The sequence below is a fragment of the Streptomyces sp. AK02-01A genome (assembly GCF_033795305.1).
Taxonomy (GTDB): Bacteria; Actinomycetota; Actinomycetes; order Streptomycetales; family Streptomycetaceae; genus Streptomyces.
Genome location: NZ_JARBAE010000023.1, coordinates 83,613 through 101,160, shown reverse-complemented (window position 1 = coordinate 101,160; position 17,548 = coordinate 83,613). Strand labels below are relative to the sequence as shown.

15 protein-coding genes are annotated in these 17,548 nt (G+C 70.6%); 11 read left to right on the top strand and 4 right to left on the bottom strand.

The genetic code is table 11. The features are described from left to right. The first annotated feature begins 5 nt into the window (after positions 1-5). A complete protein-coding gene (gene tpg / locus PV679_RS21610; RefSeq protein WP_319681981.1) occupies positions 6-563 on the top strand; it encodes a telomere-protecting terminal protein Tpg in 558 nt (185 codons plus the stop codon). A gap of 183 nt (positions 564-746) precedes the next feature. On the opposite strand, the gene PV679_RS21605 is transcribed toward tpg, so the two are convergent. Then, positions 747-1,625: a LysR family transcriptional regulator gene (locus PV679_RS21605; RefSeq protein WP_319682003.1), complete on the bottom strand. Its 879-nt coding sequence runs from the start codon at positions 1,623-1,625 to the stop codon at positions 747-749. Positions 1,626-1,724: 99 nt separating this feature from the next. Between PV679_RS21605 and PV679_RS21600 the strand changes: the two genes are divergently transcribed. The 7 genes from PV679_RS21600 (at position 1,725) to PV679_RS21570 (ending at position 11,393) form a co-directional block, all read left to right on the top strand. Further along, entirely contained in the window at positions 1,725-2,090 is a 366-nt protein-coding gene (locus PV679_RS21600) for a YybH family protein (protein ID WP_319681980.1), read from the top strand. A 209-nt stretch (positions 2,091-2,299) separates the two neighbouring features. After that, entirely contained in the window at positions 2,300-2,884 is a 585-nt protein-coding gene (locus tag PV679_RS21595) for a TetR/AcrR family transcriptional regulator (protein ID WP_319681979.1), read from the top strand. Positions 2,885-2,956: 72 nt separating this feature from the next. Further along, positions 2,957-3,913, top strand: coding sequence for an SDR family NAD(P)-dependent oxidoreductase (locus PV679_RS21590; RefSeq protein WP_319681978.1), 957 nt, complete (start codon positions 2,957-2,959; stop codon positions 3,911-3,913). A gap of 272 nt (positions 3,914-4,185) precedes the next feature. Then, positions 4,186-8,580, top strand: coding sequence for a caspase family protein (locus PV679_RS21585; RefSeq protein ID WP_319681977.1), 4,395 nt, complete (start codon positions 4,186-4,188; stop codon positions 8,578-8,580). Next, positions 8,577-9,464 carry a serine peptidase gene (locus PV679_RS21580; protein ID WP_319681976.1) on the top strand — a complete coding sequence of 296 codons (888 nt, stop codon included), beginning with the start codon at positions 8,577-8,579 and terminating at the stop codon, positions 9,462-9,464. Before PV679_RS21585 ends, PV679_RS21580 begins: the two co-directional genes overlap by 4 nt. Before the next feature lie 166 nt (positions 9,465-9,630). Beyond that, entirely contained in the window at positions 9,631-10,326 is a 696-nt protein-coding gene (locus tag PV679_RS21575; RefSeq protein ID WP_319681975.1) for an alpha/beta hydrolase, read from the top strand. A 413-nt stretch (positions 10,327-10,739) separates the two neighbouring features. Next, positions 10,740-11,393: a DUF642 domain-containing protein gene (locus PV679_RS21570; protein ID WP_319681974.1), complete on the top strand. Its 654-nt coding sequence runs from the start codon at positions 10,740-10,742 to the stop codon at positions 11,391-11,393. Between the two features lie 293 nt (positions 11,394-11,686). Here PV679_RS21570 and PV679_RS21565 read toward each other — a convergent pair whose 3' ends face one another. Both PV679_RS21565 and PV679_RS21560 read right to left on the bottom strand, forming a co-directional pair. Beyond that, positions 11,687-12,097: an SRPBCC family protein gene (locus tag PV679_RS21565; RefSeq protein WP_319681973.1), complete on the bottom strand. Its 411-nt coding sequence runs from the start codon at positions 12,095-12,097 to the stop codon at positions 11,687-11,689. Positions 12,098-12,243: 146 nt separating this feature from the next. Continuing rightward, positions 12,244-12,750, bottom strand: a complete 507-nt coding sequence (locus tag PV679_RS21560; RefSeq protein ID WP_319681972.1) for an Rrf2 family transcriptional regulator — start codon at positions 12,748-12,750, stop codon at positions 12,244-12,246. A 131-nt stretch (positions 12,751-12,881) separates the two neighbouring features. Here PV679_RS21560 and PV679_RS21555 point away from each other — a divergent pair, with 131 nt between their 5' ends. Together PV679_RS21555 and PV679_RS21550 are read left to right on the top strand one after the other, a co-directional pair. Beyond that, a complete protein-coding gene (locus PV679_RS21555) occupies positions 12,882-13,622 on the top strand; it encodes an SDR family oxidoreductase (RefSeq protein WP_319681971.1) in 741 nt (246 codons plus the stop codon). A 280-nt stretch (positions 13,623-13,902) separates the two neighbouring features. Further along, the gene (locus PV679_RS21550; protein WP_319681970.1) at positions 13,903-14,961 is read left to right on the top strand and encodes a protein kinase family protein; all 1,059 of its coding nucleotides are present in this window, start codon (positions 13,903-13,905) and stop codon (positions 14,959-14,961) included. Positions 14,962-15,404: 443 nt separating this feature from the next. Here PV679_RS21550 and PV679_RS21545 read toward each other — a convergent pair whose 3' ends face one another. Continuing rightward, entirely contained in the window at positions 15,405-16,064 is a 660-nt protein-coding gene (locus tag PV679_RS21545) for a GntR family transcriptional regulator (RefSeq protein WP_319681969.1), read from the bottom strand. Positions 16,065-16,197: 133 nt separating this feature from the next. Here PV679_RS21545 and PV679_RS21540 point away from each other — a divergent pair, with 133 nt between their 5' ends. Further along, a complete protein-coding gene (locus tag PV679_RS21540; protein WP_319681968.1) occupies positions 16,198-17,472 on the top strand; it encodes an ABC transporter substrate-binding protein in 1,275 nt (424 codons plus the stop codon). Positions 17,473-17,548: the final 76 nt, after the last annotated feature.

Below are 17,548 nucleotides of genomic sequence, written 5' to 3'. Positions count from 1 at the left end.
ACACGATGGGCATCCTGGGCGACAGCCTCGACAAGGCCGAAGTGAATACGTTCACCCGCCCGATCCCCCAGTCCGCTCAGGCGCGGATGCGGTTCCTGGTCAAGCACGAGAGAGGCTCTACCAAGGCTGTCGCGCGGCGTCTCGGCGTCTCGCAGCGCACGGTGGAGCGCTACCTCAAGGGGCAACTCAAGCGCCCGCGCCGGGACCTCGCGGCCCGTATGGTCACGGAGGTGCGCCGGGACTGGCAGCCCCGGGTGCGTGAGCGGGCCAAGAAGAGGGCCGCGAGCGCCACCGGCATCGTCATCGAGACCCGCGCACGGTTCGGTTTCACCGCGGCGCCGGGCAGTACCGATGACGGCCGTATCCGGCTGATCACACAGTCGCTGCCGCCCGTGTACGCGGCCCGCCTCTTCGACGCGCGGACCGCCGGCGCCGCGGAGCGGGAACTCCAGCGCATCGCCGCCGAAGGTCTCCAGGAGCAGTACTTCAAGGACCGGGGCCGGCGCGCCCACGATCTGCTGGTGGAGTTCACGGACATCGACTACGTCGAGCTCGAATTCTAGGGCGTGTTCGGCGAGTCCCACCCGGTCGGTGGCGGGCCGTGAGCCAGATCCGCTCGAACGTAGCGTGCGTGATCTCGGCGACGCCTTCGGCGTCTTTCCGGCCGTCGAGACGGCCCGCTGCCTCGACGGACACCGGGACCAGCAGCCTGCTGCCTGTTCAACGGTGGCCGTTCGGCCAGGATTTCACTTGGCGAAGGCATGTCGGCTCTGCACCAGCAACGCACGCACTGCGGGGCTGTGTGTGTTGTTCCAGATCATGGCGAGCAAGGCCGGTGTTTCGAGGTCATCGATCGTGCGGGCGGTGAGCCGATCGCGGTACGGCACGGCCATCGATTCGCTGAGGACGGCGATGGCCAGCCCGCGGACCGCGAGGTCAGCGATGGCATCGGCGGCGCTGGCCTGCAGCGCGATCGCGGGTCGCAGGCCCTGTGCCGCGCACGCCTCGTCGAACACCGTGCGCAGGCCAGTACCGGACGGCATACACACGATCGGGTAGTCGACCACCTCCCGCAGAGTGACCCGCCGCGGCTCCGCCAGCGGATGCCCGGCCGGGACGGCGACAACGAGCCGGTCGCTGATGATCGTCCGCGCGCCCAGGCCCTCGGGCGCGGCAGTCGCGGTTCCGATGAGAGCCAGGTCGATGGTGCCGGCTCGCACTTCCTCGACAAGCCGGTCGGAGCGGTCCTCCAGCAGCGAGATCTCCACTCCGGGATGCGCGCTGTGGAACGCGGCGAGCGCGTCGAACAAGGGCGTGAGAGTGCAGCCGATGACCATCCCGACGGTCAGCCGACCTCGGATCAGGCCTGTCACCTCGCCCACCGCCTGGCCGACCGCCTGAGCGGCGGCGAGCGCGGCGCGGGCGTGTTCGAGGGCCGCCTTCCCGGCGACGGTGAGGGTGACAGCGCGCGCGGATCGGTCAAACAGCTCGGCTCCGACTTCCCGTTCCAGCTTGAGGATCTGGGCGCTGACGCCGGACTGGCTGATGCTCACCCGCTCCGCCGCGCGGGTGAAGTTCTCCTCTTCCGCGACCGCGACGAAGTACTCCAACTGTCTTAGATCCATGACTGTGGATTCTAGTTCGCAGAAGATGTATCTGTTGGACTTCTGGCTGACGGCTGTCGAAGACTGGAGACGTTGAAGGTCGGACACCAGGAGGAATCTGTGCCGGAGTACGAGAAGGCCATGCGCCCCGAAGACATCACCCGCTTGTTCGTCGAGCGATCCAACGCCGGCGACGCGGACGGAGTCGCCGCACTCTACGAAGAGAACGCGACGATGGCCTACCCGCCCGGCGAGCAGACAGTGGGCCGGGAGGCGATCCGCGCGCTGTGGGCAAGGGTGTTGGCCGGCGGACCGCGCTTTGAGCTGGAACAGCCCCTCCCGACTCTGATCAGCGGCGGCATCGCCCTTACCTCGACTCCGCCGGGGGACGGAGCCGGTGCTCGGGCCCAGGTGGTCCGGCGCCAGCCGGATGGAAGCTGGCTGCGCCTGCTGGACCAGCCCGAGTTCATCCCGCTGGCCCGCTGAACCAGCGAGCCCCCGCTCATAACGGACAAGCCTGGCCTTGCGGGTTCTGATGCGCCGCCGCGGCGAAGAGGGGCCGGCCGTCACGGTGAGCTTGCCCGGGAGCGTCCGCGCGGTCACGCCGAGCGCGAGGGATGTCGCCGGCTCCCGCCGGTGGCGCCTCACACCTGACACATTAGACAAATTACCGACGACTGTCTAATGTGTCAGGTGTGACCAGTACGGAGATGGAGTACGACGACCCCAAGCGCGATGCCGTCCTCGCGGCGGCTCTCGGTCTGTTCGGGCGCTACGGGTTCCAGAAGACATCGATGGAGGCGGTCGCCAAGGCGGCGGGCATCTCCCGGCCGGCTCTGTACCTGCGGTTCTCGAACAAGGAGCAGCTCTACCGCGCCACGATGCAGGGCGTCATGGAACGGGCCCAGCAGGCCATGGAGGCGAGCTTCGCCGACGGGACGCTGAGCTTCGAGGAGCGGATCGTCGCGGCGCTGGACGCGCTGATGGGCCAGTACGTCGAGACCCAGGTGGCCAGAGACCTCGGCGAACTGCTGGAGAACAGCGGGCCGCAGCTCGGTTCGATGTTCCACGACTACCAGGAAAGAGCCAGGACGACGATCGGCGCGCAGATCGACTCGCTCGCGCCGCCCGGCCTGCTCAGCGAGGAACTGGCCGCCGACGACGTCATGGACGTCCTCTTCTCGGCCGCCCTGACCTGGAAGCAGACAGCCGCCGATCGCGCGGAGTTCCGCGACCGGATCAGGCGCGCCGTGCGGCTGATCTGCCGCGCGGCGCACTGACCACGGCCGCCCGGGCCCGTTCCGCCTTTCCCCACCTTCCCCACCACACACCGATCCATGGAGAGTTCAGCGATGTCCCGTATCACGACTCCCTTTCACGCGCAGTCGACCGCCGCGGAGGTGATCGACGGCGTGGACCTCACCGGCAAGCGCGCCGTTGTCACGGGCGGCTCGTCCGGGATCGGCCTGGAGACCGCCCGCGCGCTGGCCTCGGCCGGCGCTCAGGTGACCCTGGCCGTCCGTAACACCGACGCCGGCGAGCGCGCCGCCGCCGAGATCCGCGCCACCACGGGACGCGACGACGTGCGCGTCGCCCTCCTCGATCTGGCGGACCGCTCCACCATCGACGCCTTCACCGCCGACTGGACGGGCCCGCTTCATATCCTCGTCAACAACGCCGGGGTCATGGCGCTGCCGGAGCTCACCGCGACCCCGGAGGGCTGGGAGACGCAGTTCGCCACCAACCACCTGGGCCACGCCGCCCTGACCCTGGGTCTGCGTGAGGCACTCACCGCCGCGGAAGGGGCCAGGGTCGTCGTTGTCAGCTCCGCCGCCCATCTCATTTCTCCGGTCGTCTTCGACGACATCCACTTCGCCTCACGGCCGTACGAAGCCTGGTCCGCGTACGGTCAGTCGAAGACGGCGGCGATCCTGTTCACCGTGGCCATGGCCAAGAAGTGGGCCGCCGACGGCATCACCGCCAACGCGCTCCACCCCGGCGGCATCATGACCAACCTCCAGCGCCACCTCGACGTGGCGCAACTGCGCTTCGTGGGCGCGATGGACGAGCAGGGCCGCCGCTTGGACGTTCCTCCGGGCTGGAAGACCCCGCAACAGGGCGCGGCCACTTCTGTCCTGCTGGCCGCCTCTCCGCATGTGCGAGGCGTGAGCGGACGCTACTTCGAGGACTCCGCCGAGGCCGTCGTCACCGAACCGGGCGCCGGAATGAGCGGCGTGGCCGCCTACGCCCTCGACGCGAACGACGCGGACCGTCTCTGGGACGAGACGGTCCGCCTGCTCGGGCGCTGAGCGCTCCGGCCCCGGTGCCGGCCGGGCCCCGAGCACGCCCTGCCCATGATCTCGCGCCTGGGCGCACCACGACGGCGGCCGCTTCATTCCCTGGGAAATCCCCGACCGCCGGGTCGCCGACCCGCGGCGCACCTTCCGCGGCCGGAGCTGATACGTCTCGTATGTCTCCTGTCCGGCGCGGCGAGGAGCAACGCGGCGCGGCTGTACGGAATTTGCTCATCCGGTGGGCGCGGACAATGCTGTAGCGCGACGCGGGCGAACGGGGTGCGCTCATGGAGCGGTGGAAGGCGTTGCTGGTGGGAGCGGGGCGTTTCGCGTCCCCGGTGTCCGCGGGCGAGGAGCCTCCGACGGGAGCGGCGCTCTGGCCGCCACTGGACTTCGTCTACGACGTCATGCCCGGCGTCGCCGGCGCTCTCGGCGACCTCGGGTACGAGGTGACGCGCGTGCTGGACCCCGACGCCGCGGCGCTGCGTGACGCCGTCGGACACGCCGTGGAGGAGGGCTGCCGGATCGTCCATGTCCTCTCCCACGGCGACGTCGACCCGCAGGGCGACCGGGACCGGCTGGACGTCGTACCCTCCTGCACCCGGGTGGGAAACGGCACCAACGTCAGCGAGTGGCTGTCGACGGTGGAGAAGCTCCGCAGACCCACGCTGTTTTTGCTGGACCTGTGTCACGCGGGCCGGGCCGCGCGCCTGCCCTTCCTCCAGGAGAAGGCCGGCCGGGACACCTCCGCCTGGGTGATCGCGGCGGCGGACCGGAACGAGTACGCCTATGACGGCCGGTTCAGCGAGGCCGTGGCCGAGGTACTGGCCGAAGTGGCCCGCACCGGACTGGACACCCACCCCTCCCAGCGCTATGTCGCCTTTTCCGTGGTGGCGCGTGCCATCGGACTGCGCGTCTCCGGACCGGACGCCGAGAGGGCCGGCCGGCTGTCGCAGACGGTCTGCTCCACACCGCTCGATCCCGCACTGCCGGAGCCGGAACTCCCTTTCTTCCCCAACCCCCGCTACACCGACGATCCGGCGCTGCGCGCCCGGCAGACCCTGGACCGTACGCTGCGCGGCTTCGTTGACGACCTGCCCGCACCGCTGCCACTGCCGCCCGCCGTCGAACAGCCCGCGCATGTCCGGCCGGCCGCGCATGTCCGGCCGCCGGACGGCGGACGCACGTCTCCTGACACACCGGGCCCGCGCGGCCCCGAGTCGCGGGACGTCGCACACTTCGCGGACCGGGCGGGCTCACACTTCACCGGGCGGCGCGGCCAACTGCGGCGCCTGGTCGGCTGGTTGGACGGCGGTGACAGCGCGCTCTGCGTGGTGACCGGCAGCCCCGGCGCGGGCAAGTCCGCACTGCTGGGCGCGCTGGTGTGCGCGGCCCACCCGCAGGCGGCGGCTGCCGCACCGCACGTGCGCGCCCGCCTGCAGGGACAGGATCCGGCCGGCTGTCCCTCGTACCGCCCCGGCCTGGTCGCCCTGCACGCGCGCCAGCGCGCCCTGCCCGAGATCGCCGCCTCCCTCGCACGGCAGTTGCGTCTCGTGCCGCCCGGATCCCCGGACGGCGCGCCGGGACCCGAGGACCTGGTCGCCGCCGTGACGGCGCTGGACGAGCCGCCGTCCGTCGTCGTGGACGCGGTCGACGAAGCCCTGGACCCGGCGGGCCTCACCACCCGGCTGCTGCTGCCCCTCGCCGACGCCCGCAGATCTGACGGACGGCCCGCGTGCCGGCTGCTGGTGGGGATGCGGCCCTGGCGGGACTTCGCGCGGCTACGGCAACGCGCCGCCGCCGAGGGCCATGTGATCGACCTGGACACCGTCAGCCGCGCCGAACTCCGCGCGGACCTGTCGGCCCATCTCACCGGTGTGCTCTCCGACCTGCCCGGTTACCGCTCCGCGCCACGCCGCGCCGTACGCGACCGGCTGGCCGAGGTCGTCGCCGGTCGGCTGACCAGGCCGATGGACGTGTCGCGGCCCTGGGGCGCGTTCCTGGTGGCCTCCCTGTTTGTCCGCTACCTCGCCGCGGTGGGCCCGGCGGCCACCGTGGCGGAGGCCGGCACACTGGGCAGCCGTGTCCCCGGCACCCTGCCCGAGGTACTGGAACTGGACCTGCGGGCCCGGCCGGACGGCGCGCTGCACCGCACACTGCTGACCGTGCTCGCGTACGCGAAGGGCCAGGGCATGCCGGCCGAACTGGTCGCCGCCGTGGCAGGTGCCGACCCCGGCACAGTGCGGAACCTGCTCCACGAGGACCTCCGCCCGTATCTGCGGACCGAGCCGGAGCGGGACGGCACCACGCTCCACCGGCTCTTCCATCAGGGACTGGCGGACCACCTGCGGCAGGCCGCGCCGCTGGACGAGGGCACCGTCCTCGACCGCCTCACCGCTCCGTACCGCGCACCGCGCGGAGCCGCGTACGCGGCCGGGACATGGCAGGCCGCGCCACCGTATCTGTACCGGCACGCCATCGAGCACGCCGCGGCCGCCGGGCGGGCCGACGAACTGCTCACGGATCCGGAACTGCTGGTGCGCGGCGACCCGGACGCCGTACTGGCGGCCTGCGCCCTCGCCGGCACTCCGCACGCCAGGGCCGCGGCCGACGTCTACCGCGCCTCGGTCGGCGGCCACCGGCACACCGACACCGAGGCCCGGCGCCAACTGCTCGCCGTGGACGCGGCACGCTTCCGCGTTCCCGCGCTGCTCGCCGCGCTCACCGAACCGCTGGAGCCCGCGCGTTGGCGTCCTCGCTGGGCCACGGGAACGCAGGTCAGCACCGCACTGCGCAACTCCTTCCGCGCCGGGCCCGTGGACGCGCTGGCCTGCACGCGGGACGAGGCGCGGCCGCTCGTGGTCACCGGCGGCGCGGACGGGACGGTGTCGGTGTGGGACCTGGCGACCGGTCGCCGGGCACACGGCCCGCTGCCGGGCCACACCGGCAGGGTCCTCGCGGTGGCGTGCACGCGGCTGCGCGACGGACGGCCCGTCGCGGTCAGCGCCGACAGCGACGCGCTGCTGGTGTGGGATCTGGCCTCGGGTCTGCCGCTGGGAAAGCCGCTGACCGGCAGCGCAGGCCGGATCCGGTCCCTGGCGTGCGCGCGGATCGCGGGGCGGAGTGTCGCCGTCACCGCGGGCAGGGACGCCGCGCGGGTCCGGGGTGTGGTGGAGGTCTGGGACCTGGACGCCGGACGGCGGTGCGCGATGGCGAGCGCCTCGGACGGCGACACGTTCCGGACGGTGGCCTGCGCCGAGGTCGCGGGCCGGCCCGTGGCCGTCGCCGGCGGCGACGGCGCGCTGTGGCTGTGGGAGCTGGAGGACACCGTGGCGGACAGCGGCGGCCTGCGCGGCAGCGCGCTGGCCGGAAGCGCCGGAGGTGTGAACGCGGTGGCCTGCACGGAGCGGGCCGGGCGTCCGGTGGCCGTCGCCAGCGGCGAAGGCGCGCTGCGGATCTGGGACTTGACGGACGGCGGCCCCGTGGGCTCCCCGCTGACCGGCCGGGCGGGCGGAGTGAACGCGGTGGCCTGCGCCCGGCTCGACGGCGGCACGCTCGCCGTCACCACCAGCTTCGACGGCTCCGTCGAGGCATGGGACCTGACGGCGGGCCGGCCGCTCGGAGCACCGATGACCGCCCACGTCGACGCGGTGACGTCCGTCGCCTGCACCCGGCTCGACGGGCGCGCGGTGGCGGTCCAGGCCGGCGGTGAGGGCACTGTGCGGGTGTGGGATCTGGAGCGGAGCCCGCTGGTGTCCGGAGCGGGGATCGGGCACGCGAGGGAAGTGACGTCCCTGGCCTCGGCCCGTACGGCCGGTCGTACGGTCGTTGTCTCGGCCGGGTACGACGGAGCGCGGATGTGGGACATGGCGGCGGACGGACCGGGCGGCGTACCGCTGTCGGAGCACATCAGCGCCAGCGCTGTGGTCTGTGCCGTGGTCGGCGGTGATCCTGTCGCGGTGACGGGAAGTCATGGAGGCAGGATCCAGATGTGGGACCTGACCACCGGCCTGCCGCTCGGCCGTCCGCTGCGCGGTGACGCCGACAGCATGATCTCGGCGGCGTGCACGATGGTCGGCGACCGGCCCGTCGCCGTGGTGGGGAGCGGCCGGGCCGTGCGGATATGGGATCTGACGGCCCAGGCTCCGAGCGGTGGGCCGATGCGTGGTCACACCAGAAGGATCACGGCTGTCGCCTGCACGGTGGTCGAGGACCGTCCGGCCGCGGTCAGTGTGGCGCGGGACGGTACGTTGCGGGTGTGGGACCTGGTGGCGCGGGGACAGTGGGGCGACCCTCTGCGGGTCGCGGCGGGGGAGGGTGACCGCGAGGTCACGGCGGTCGGCTGCGTGCGGTGTGACGGCGTGCCGGTCGCTGTCGTCGGGGACGGCGAGGGGACTGTCCGTGGCTGGGACCTGGTGACGCGTCGTCCGGTGGGTCCTCCGTTGAGCAGCCATGACGGGGCTGTGACCGCGGTCGCCTGTGGACTGCTGGACGGACGTCCGGTGGCGGTCTCCGGTGGTGTGGACAGGACCGTACGGATCTGGGATCTGCGGCGCGGGCACGGTGTCGTACACGCGATGCCGGAACCGGTCAGCGCGGTCGTGATCACTGGCGACGGTGCGCTGGTGGCGGGCACCGGCCAGGAACTGGTCGTGCTGGAGCGGGGAGTTGCGGCGCGGTGACACGGATACTGGGCGTGCACGGAGTGGGCAACTACCGGCCGGGCGAGACCGCGCGGCAGGCATCGGACAACCTCGCCGCCGTCTGGCGGGACGCTTTGGGAGACAGGCCGGATCCGGCGCGCGCGCATGGCGACCGGACGTGCGGCGGACGGCCGGACGACGGGCGCGGTCACGACCTCGCGGTGGCGTACTACGCGCATCTGCTGCGCCCGGCGGCCCGTCACCAGGGCGGGCCGACCGGCCTGGACGGGCTGGACGCCTTTGAACAGCACATGGTGCGTGACTGGCTCGCCGAGTTGCTGCCGCGGGGCGGTGTGCCGGCGGGGCCGGGCACCTGGCCGCTGCGGCAGGCCGTGTCGTGGCTCGCGCGCACGCGTTTTCCCGGCCGGGCCGGGGTCGAGTGGTTCGTGGCCACGTTCTTCCGGGAGGTGGCCACCTATCTGCGGGAGGAGAGCGGGTCGGTCCGGGGCGCGGTGCGGGACGAGGTGGCTGCGGCGATCGCGGCGCACCGGCCCGAAGTGGTGGTCGCTCACTCCCTGGGCTCCGTGGTCGCGTACGAGGCGTTGTGGGCGCATCCGGAGACGCCGGTGGAGCTGTTGGTGACACTGGGATCGCCATTGGCGCTGCCGCACGCGGTCTTCCCTCGGCTGGACCCGGCACCGCTCGGTCAGCGGGGAGGACGGCCGCCCGGTGTCCGGCGGTGGGTGAATCTCGCCGACCCGGGTGACATCGTCGCGGTCCCGCCGCGCGGAGTCGGGCTCCAATTCGACGGAGTGGCGGTGGACGAACACACCGTCATCCACGCGTTCGACTTCCACCGCGTACGTAACTATCTGCGGGCGCCTCGGGTGCGCGAGGCACTGCTCGGCCTTCCGCACGGCTGAGCGCCTCCGGACACCCGAACCGGGCCGATGCCGTCATGCTCTCGCCGCTCGCACCAGGCGTGTGCATGGCGGGATCCGGCGAACGGCCCCTCACCGGCGCGTGATCGGGGCAGGATGGCTCTGATGATCCAGATGTATCTCTCGTATCCGTGTGGAAGGGGATGTGGTGCGGCTTCCTACCCGTACATGGGGTGAGGGCGACCGGGTCGCCCTCCTGGTGCACGGCATCATGACGGACCACCGGACCTGGCGCCGGGTCGGACCCGCGCTCGCGGCGCGTGGACTGCGGGTGATCGCGGTGGACCTGCGCGGGCACGGTACGGCGGACCGCGGCCCGTACGGCGCGCGGCTCTTCGCCGACGACCTCGTGGAGACACTGCCCGCCGCCGCCGAGGTGGCGATCGGCCACTCGCTCGGGGCCCTGGCCCTCTCGCTCGCCGTGGAGCGGCTGGCCCCGCGCCGCGCGGTCTACTCCGACCCGGCGTGGCATCTGCCGGGTCCGGGAAGCGGTTTCGGACCGGAGGTCCTCGCCCGGGGCAAGTCGCTGTCCGAGGCGGAGATCGTCGCGTTGAACCCGCGCTGGACGAGCGAGGACGTCGCGAACGAGGTGGCGGCGCTCGCCGCCTGGGACGAGCAGACCGCGTACGGCATCGCCTCGGTGTACGGGGCGGATCTGCTGCCGGAGCGCCCGGTCGTTCCTTCGCTGGTGCAGCTCGCCGATCCCAGCGTGATGATCTCCGCGGCGGACGCGGCGGAACTGGACCGGCGCGGGTTCGAGATCCGTACGGTCAAGGGCGCGGGCCACACCATCCACCGGGACGACTTCGACGGCTTCATGGCCTCGCTCGACGGCTGGATATGACGGACATCTAGGAGCACGACGGACGCGACGGGGCAGGCGGACAGGAACCGCCCGGCGACATCGGCCGGCCTTCAAAGCCGCCGGGACGATCCGCCAGGCGGTACTCGGCGGGACCGCGCAAGCCCGATTGGAGTGCGGAAACGCTGGAAAGCCCCGGCGCACTCCCTTCCCGGGATCGCGGGCACGATCGAGGCCGCACGGCGCCGACGGCCTGATCAGCCGTCATGTCCTCCGGGGCGCGACCGGAAACCATCGCGCGCCCGTCGGGCTCGGATGCCACGACCGGCGGCGGTGACCGGGCTCCGGCCGGGCCACGGGGCTCTTGGCGCCGCGCGGAAGGGTCGGCACACTCCGAGCGGGGCCTGGGCCAAGGGCTCGCCGCTCGGCGTTGTGCGAGACGAAAGGTTCACCTCATGCCATCAGTACGCCTCTGTGCCACCGCACTGTCCGCAGGCGCCTTGTTTCTCACCGCGGCCACCGCCGTCGCGGGGCCCGTACACGCGGCGGACACGGCCGGTTCGGATCCCGTGGCCCTGTCCATGGCCGCCGGGGACCTGGCCGACGGCAGCTTCGAAACACCGGTGGTGCCGTATCCGGTCACCTTCACCGAGCCGGTCGCGGGAGAGACCATCGGCCCCTGGACGGTGGGCGGCGACAGTGTCAACCTCAATTCCGACCGCCAGTGGGACGCGGCCGACGGGTACCAGTCCCTCGACCTCAACGGCGTGGAGCCCGGCAGTGTGTCGCAGACCATCACCACCCTTCCGCTGACCTCGTACGTCGTGACCTATTGGCTGGCCGGAAACCCGGACTACGGCCCGGTCCTGAAGACCGGAGCGCTCCGGGTCAATGGCGCGACCGTGCAGAACTTCAGCTTCGACATCACGAACCGCTCCCGGCGCGACATGGGATACGTCCGGCGGACGGCGGTCTTCACCACTCTGCTCGGCACATCCGTCACACTGACCTTCGCCGGTACGAGTCCGGGCGCGGCCGGTCCCGTCATCGACGACGTGCGGGTCCGTAGCTGCCTGCTGGTGATCTGCCCGCACAAGGCGAAGCGTTGAGACCGGGACGCGGTTCCGCGGCCGGCCTGATACCGACTCCGGCTGCACGACGGACGCGTGGCGGTGCCGCCGTCCCTGCTCCCCGGGTGGGCCCGCCCGGGACGGCCGCGAACACACCGCGCCGCAGTGTGATGCCCGCACACCGGGCGGCCGCGTCCGCCGTAGTCGCTTGCGTCGTGGCGGTGCGCTGTACCGGGTGTGGCTCAACCGGATCGTGACGGCACCACCTTGTGCGATCCGGGCCTCCAGGGACAGAACGGCCAGAGCGCGGTTGATGTCGTCCTCGCAGCTCGTTATGCGCGCTCCAATAGCTGCTTGAGTGTGGTGAGGTCGGCGCATACGGCATCCGCGTCGCGTTGGAAGTCCTCGTCACTCATCCCAGGCCGTCGGCGAAGAGTGAACACCACCTCGCACCCGGTGCCGTCGACGATCACTCGCACCGGGTTGTGGACGATCTCGCCCGAGGGCAGTGTGACGTCGTGATCGAGTACACCGAACTCGTTCCGTTGCGCGAAGGCAACGACGACTCGTCCCATGGGCGACGACTCCGCGATCCACTGCCCATCGATCTTGGCGATGGAGTTCCCCAGTCCCTGGGCCCACTTGGGCAGGTTGGCGGGGTTCGACGCATAGTCGTAGACCTCGTGGGAGGGCCGATCGATATAGGTGCTGATGTGCCGCGAGGCTGAAGCGCTGGTGTCCATGGCCACGACGATACGAAGCCGCTGCCGAGTCCGTCTTGAACGAATCGGTCAGGCCCACACCGCGCGGACAAGACCTTTGTGCCGTATGGGTCTGACGGGCTCAGTAGTGCTGACCGTGGAGGTGTCGGGTCCGTTCGTCACGGTGATCAGTGAGCGGGAACCGCCGTATCGCCGTCGCTCTGTCCGGTCAGCCAGGTGCGGATGCCCGCGAGCGCGGTAGGGCCGTAGTCCTCGTCGACACTCCGGGCGAGGTCCGCGACGGATATCGCCTGCAAGGCCGCACGCCAGGCGGCGTCGGCCTCGGCCATCGCGCGGGAAATCGCGCACGGCCGGGTGCAGGCCTCCCGGGGTGTCGCCAACGGGCCGCGCCGGCGGATCTCGGTGCACACGAACGCGGGCCGGGAGCCGTCGACGGCCACGACGACATCGAGGACGCTGATCAGTTCAGGGGTCCTGGTCAGGACATATCCGCCCGCCTTGCCCTGGATCGGTGTCACGAGGCCCGCGCGGGAGAGCGCCTGCAACTGCTTGGCCAGATAGCTGCCGGAGACATCATGCAGTTCCGCCAGCCGGGCGGCGGGCACCGGGTCCGTCGCCGTGGTCAGCACCACGCAGCAGTGCAACGCCCACTCGACCCCTCCTGACAGCTTCATGCCCTCACCCTGGCCCTCCGGCTAACCCGGACAAAGACGACTATTATCACGGACAAGAAATATCCGAGTTGAGGTCGCCGTCCTCAGCGGACCCGGGGTGTCAGGTGGCATGCCCGTGAAAGGTGAGAACCATGAAACTCGTAGTCATCGGCGGTACCGGACTGATCGGCTCACAGGTGGTCGGGAAGCTGGCGGCGGCCGGACACGAGGCCGTCCCGGCGGCACTGTCCACCGGCGTCGACCTGATCACGGGCAAGGGCCTGGACCAGGTGCTGGAAGGCGCTGACGTCGTGATCAACCTGGCGAACTCGCCGACATTCGACGAGGCGTCCCTGGACTTCTTCCGTACGTCCATGAACAACCTGCTGGCCGCGGGAGAGCGTGCCGGGGTCCGGCACCAGGTGGTCCTCTCGATCGTCGGCGTGGACCAGGTGCCCCAGCTCGACTACTACCGGGCCAAGGCCCTGCAGGAGGAGCTGCTCCGGCAGGGTCCCACGCCGTACTCCATCGTGCGCGCCACTCAGTTCTTCGAGTTCATGGACGCGGTCCTGTCCTGGACCTCGGACGGTGACACCGTCCGCCTGCCCGCCACCCGCCTCCAGCCGATGGCCGCCGCGGACGTGGTGGACGCGGTCGTCGAGGTCTCCACGGGCGCGCCGCTGGGAGGCATCCGGAACACCGCGGGACCGGACGTCTTCCCGCTCGACGAGCTCGGCAGGCTCACTCTGGCGGCGCGGCACGACGGACGGACTGTCGTCACCGACGACCAGGCCGGCATGTTCGCCGCCGTCACCGGCGACGTGCTCATCGCGGGACCGGACGCACACCTGGCGCCCACGCACTACCAGGACTGGATGCGGAAGGCCCGGTAACCGGGTGGCCGGCCGCTCTCCGCTTCACCAGACCGGGCCGCGGCGCGCTCGGCCCTCCCAACGGTGCGTCGCGGCAGGCCGGTTGGACACCGGCGTGTCCGTGAGGCGCGTGGCGACAGGGCTTCAGCCGGCCGTCCGGCTCGGAGAAGCCGGGGAACTGGAAGGGCAGCGCCGGACCGCATAAGGTCCGGTGAAGGGCGTGGCCGCGCACGGCGGGCATACGCGGCCGTTGCTGGATCGAGGTCGGTGCCAAGTGGAGACAGCGGCGAAGTACCGTGACATGTCCCGTGGTACACGTCTCACCGGCCATGGTGCCGTCTCCACATTCCTGGCCCTGCGCAGCGATCACGCGCTGAGCGAGCTGGTGGACACGGCCGTGCCGATCGGTTCCGGCATCGGGGGGAAGTCGGCCCTGCTGGAGGTCGCCGGAACACCGGTCTTCGTCAAGCGGGTGCCCCTGACCGACCTGGAGAGGCAACCGGAGTACGTCCGCTCCACGGCGAACCTGTTCGAGCTTCCGGTCTTCTGCCAGTACGGCATCGGTGGACCGGGCTTCGGGGCCTGGAGAGAGCTCGCCGTGCACACCATGACGACGAACTGGGTGCTCGCGGGCGCATATGAGGGCTTTCCTCTGATGTATCACTGGCGGGTACTGCCGGACTCGACGCCGCTGCCCGAGGAACTCGCCGATGTCGAACGGGCCGTCGCCTACTGGGGAGGCGGATCGCAGGTGCGTCGCCGGATCGAGGCCCTCCAGCGGTCCTCGGCGAGCGTGGCGCTGTTCCTGGAGTACATCCCGCGGAACCTGCACCAGTGGCTGGGCACTCAGCTCTCCACGGGCGACGAGGCCGCAGACCGGGCCTGCGCCATGGTGGAGGAAGAGCTGGAGGCCGGAACCGCGTTCATGAACAGCCGCGGACTCCTCCACTTCGACGCCCACTTCGAGAACATCCTCACCGATGGCAGGCGCCTCTACTTCGCGGACTACGGCCTCGCCATCTCCTCCCGCTTCGAACTGTCGCGGGACCACGCCGACTTCTTCGACCGGCATCAGACCTACGACCGCTGCTACACCGTCACCTACCTGGTGAACTGGCTGGTCGCCGCTCTGTACGGGTACGGAAGAGACGAGCGCGAGGCGCAGGTGCGGGCGTATGCCCTGGGCGAGCGGCCCACGGGAGTCCCAGAGAAGGCCGCGGCGATCCTCTCCCGACACGCACCGCTCGCCGCGGTGATGCTGGACTTCATTCGCAAGCTTCAGTGCGAGAGCAGGCAGACGCCGTACCCGCTGGAGGAGATCCGCCGGATCGGCCGTACGTACAGCCCGTCTCTCGACTGACGGACGGGACTACTCGTCTGCGTATGGGCTCGCGCTGTTCTCGCCACTCCGTCCATTCGGATGACGTGGCGTCACAGTTGTTGCTGGCGCGCGTCGACTGGTTGACATAGTTGTCGAACATGCTCCGGCCGGTGCCGAAGCCGACGGCCGAGTACGTGACCCGGTCGCCGCTGTTGAAGTCGCCGAGGGCGGCGCCGGTCCCGGCCGCGTGGCGGGCGACGCCGTCTCATCGTTGATCTGATCCAATCGACTATCGATGATCGGGCATGCTAGCCAGCTCGTCGAGCGGTGTCCTGACTTCGTATGTTATCGATTAGATCTGTAGTTGCGGGACGGCTCACCACCGGACCGGCCGGTCCGGTATCCCGAGAGCGTGTGGGCCCGGACATGCCGCTGCCCCGCAGGCGGGACCTGCGGGGCAGCGGCACGGGGCTCCGGTCGGCTCAGTCGTCGGCGATGATGCCGTCGTCGCCGCGGGCGTGGGCGGCGAACTGTGCCGCGGCGGCGTCCGGGTCCGCGGACTCCAGGGCCGAAAGCAGCTCGGCGTGGTGGTCGGCCATCTTCGACCAGTCGCCGGTGAACAGCGGATCTGAGACCACGCGCAGGGCCCGCAGGCTGGGCTCCATCACGGCCCAGACCTTGGGCAGGAACGGATTGCCGCTGGCCTCGCAGACGAGGCGGTGAAAGCCGATGTCAGCGTCACGGAAGCGTCCCACGTCGCCCTCCGCCGCGGCCTCGCGCATCGCCTCCACCTGCGCACGCAGCGCGTCCATGGCGGCGTCGGGGCGTTGTTCGGCCACGGTGCGCGCCGCGAGCTCCTCGATGGCCACCCGTACGGCACGGGCGTAGTGCGCGTCGTCCTGCTCCACCGAGGCGACGAAGCTGCCCCGGCGCGGGATGTGTTGGGCGAGACCCTCGTGCACCAGGCGCTTGACCGCCTCGCGGACCGGCGCCTGGCTGACCGCGAGCTGACGTGCGATCTCCGATTCCACCAGCCGGTCACCGGGTTTGAGTTCACCGCTGATGATCAGGCCGCGGACCCTTGTGTACACCTGGTCGGACAGCAGGACCCGCGTCAGCGGCTGTCCGATGGCGCTTGCCATGGTGCCTCCTTGTTGACTAGACCGCTGGACATCCTATCGATGATCGCTTCGATTTTGTTACTGGCTCTTGACACCTGAGTTTCCGGCTACATCATATCGTCTATCGATAGAAGCGAATCTGCCGGAGGATGCGATGACACGGAGCAGAGCCATCGGTGTGGTGGGGGCGACAGTGCTTGCCCTGAGTGTGATCACGGGATGCGGGAGTGGCGGCTTCGAGTCCGCCGAGGGCAGCGATCCGACGTCGGGCGCCACGGGCACGGTGCGGATGCTGGTGAACATCACGCCCAACCTGACCCAGTCCTACTGGAGGGGGCTGGTCGCGCCCTTTGAGAAGGCGAATCCCGGGATCAAGGTCGCGATAGACACCCCCACGTCGTCGGACGGCGCCGTGGACACCACCCTCCCGCAACTGCTCGCGGCGGGAAATCCGCCCGATGTGGTGGAGGGCTCCCACAGTGCGAAGGTCATTCCCTACCTTCGGGACCTGTCCGAACTGCCGTGGGCGGCCGCGGCCCCGATGGCGGACGCGCAGCGGCTCGACGGCCACCTGTACGACGTGGCGATCGGGCAGCAGGCTCAGTCGTTGATCTTCTACAACAAGACCGCCTTCGCCAAGGCCGGCATCAGCACGCCGCCCAAGAGCATGCGGGAACTCACCGCCGACATGGCCAAGCTCAAGACAGCCGGCTATCTGCCGATGCAGACGGCAGGAGAGTGGGTTACCCAGGCGCAGGTGATGATGCTCTTCGACGCGACCCTGACCGCCGACGACCCCAACTGGTTCCTGCAGGCAGCCGACGGCAAGAGGAAGCTGAGCAAGGACCTGGGACCGTCGCTGGCCCTGTACAAGTCCTGGCTGGACAAGGGCTACCTGGACAAGAACGCGCTGGGCACCAAGTACCCGGAGGCGGAGTCCGACTTCCTGGCCGGCAAGTCCGCGATGTATCCGATGGGATGCTGGTTCGTCGCCGCCGAGCACCAGGCGAAGAAGAACTTCGACGTCGGCGTGTTCGCCGCACCCCAGCTCACCAGCCCGAGCACGCCTCGGCTCGCGGTCACTCCCGGAGCGAACTACCGGATCTTCAAGGCGGGCAAGCACCAGAGCGCCGCGGCCAAGCTGGTGCAGTTCCTGACCACCGACCACACAGCGGTGGAGAGCCAGTTGCGGCAGGACACCTCCTTCCGCACCGGCTACCCGTACCGTCTCTCCCCGCTGGCCGACCAGGTCCAGGGACTGCTCGACTCCTCCAAGGACAGCCAGGCCATCGTCGGCGGCGGCGAATACCAGATGCCCGCCGGATTCGAGGATGAGGAGAACAAGGAGATCCAGAGCCTGTACACCGGCGCGGACCCGGGCAGCGCGCTGAAGAACGTGGACAACTGGCTCAAGGCGCAGCCGAAGTGAGCATCCTTCCTTCACCGCGTCCGGTGACACGACGCCGGGCGTGGCCCGTCTCCTCCCGTACCAGGGACCGATTGGC

Coding starts and splice junctions, on each gene's coding strand:
- PV679_RS21545 (WP_319681969.1), bottom strand. CDS start 16,064: ATGGCAAGCGCCATCGGACAGCCGCTGACGCGGGTCCTGCTGTCCGAC.
- tpg (WP_319681981.1), top strand. CDS start 6: ATGGGCATCCTGGGCGACAGCCTCGACAAGGCCGAAGTGAATACGTTC.
- PV679_RS21540 (WP_319681968.1), top strand. CDS start 16,198: ATGACACGGAGCAGAGCCATCGGTGTGGTGGGGGCGACAGTGCTTGCC.
- PV679_RS21555 (WP_319681971.1), top strand. CDS start 12,882: ATGAAACTCGTAGTCATCGGCGGTACCGGACTGATCGGCTCACAGGTG.
- PV679_RS21570 (WP_319681974.1), top strand. CDS start 10,740: ATGCCATCAGTACGCCTCTGTGCCACCGCACTGTCCGCAGGCGCCTTG.
- PV679_RS21550 (WP_319681970.1), top strand. CDS start 13,903: ATGTCCCGTGGTACACGTCTCACCGGCCATGGTGCCGTCTCCACATTC.
- PV679_RS21590 (WP_319681978.1), top strand. CDS start 2,957: ATGTCCCGTATCACGACTCCCTTTCACGCGCAGTCGACCGCCGCGGAG.
- PV679_RS21585 (WP_319681977.1), top strand. CDS start 4,186: ATGGAGCGGTGGAAGGCGTTGCTGGTGGGAGCGGGGCGTTTCGCGTCC.
- PV679_RS21605 (WP_319682003.1), bottom strand. CDS start 1,625: ATGGATCTAAGACAGTTGGAGTACTTCGTCGCGGTCGCGGAAGAGGAG.
- PV679_RS21560 (WP_319681972.1), bottom strand. CDS start 12,750: ATGAAGCTGTCAGGAGGGGTCGAGTGGGCGTTGCACTGCTGCGTGGTG.
- PV679_RS21565 (WP_319681973.1), bottom strand. CDS start 12,097: ATGGACACCAGCGCTTCAGCCTCGCGGCACATCAGCACCTATATCGAT.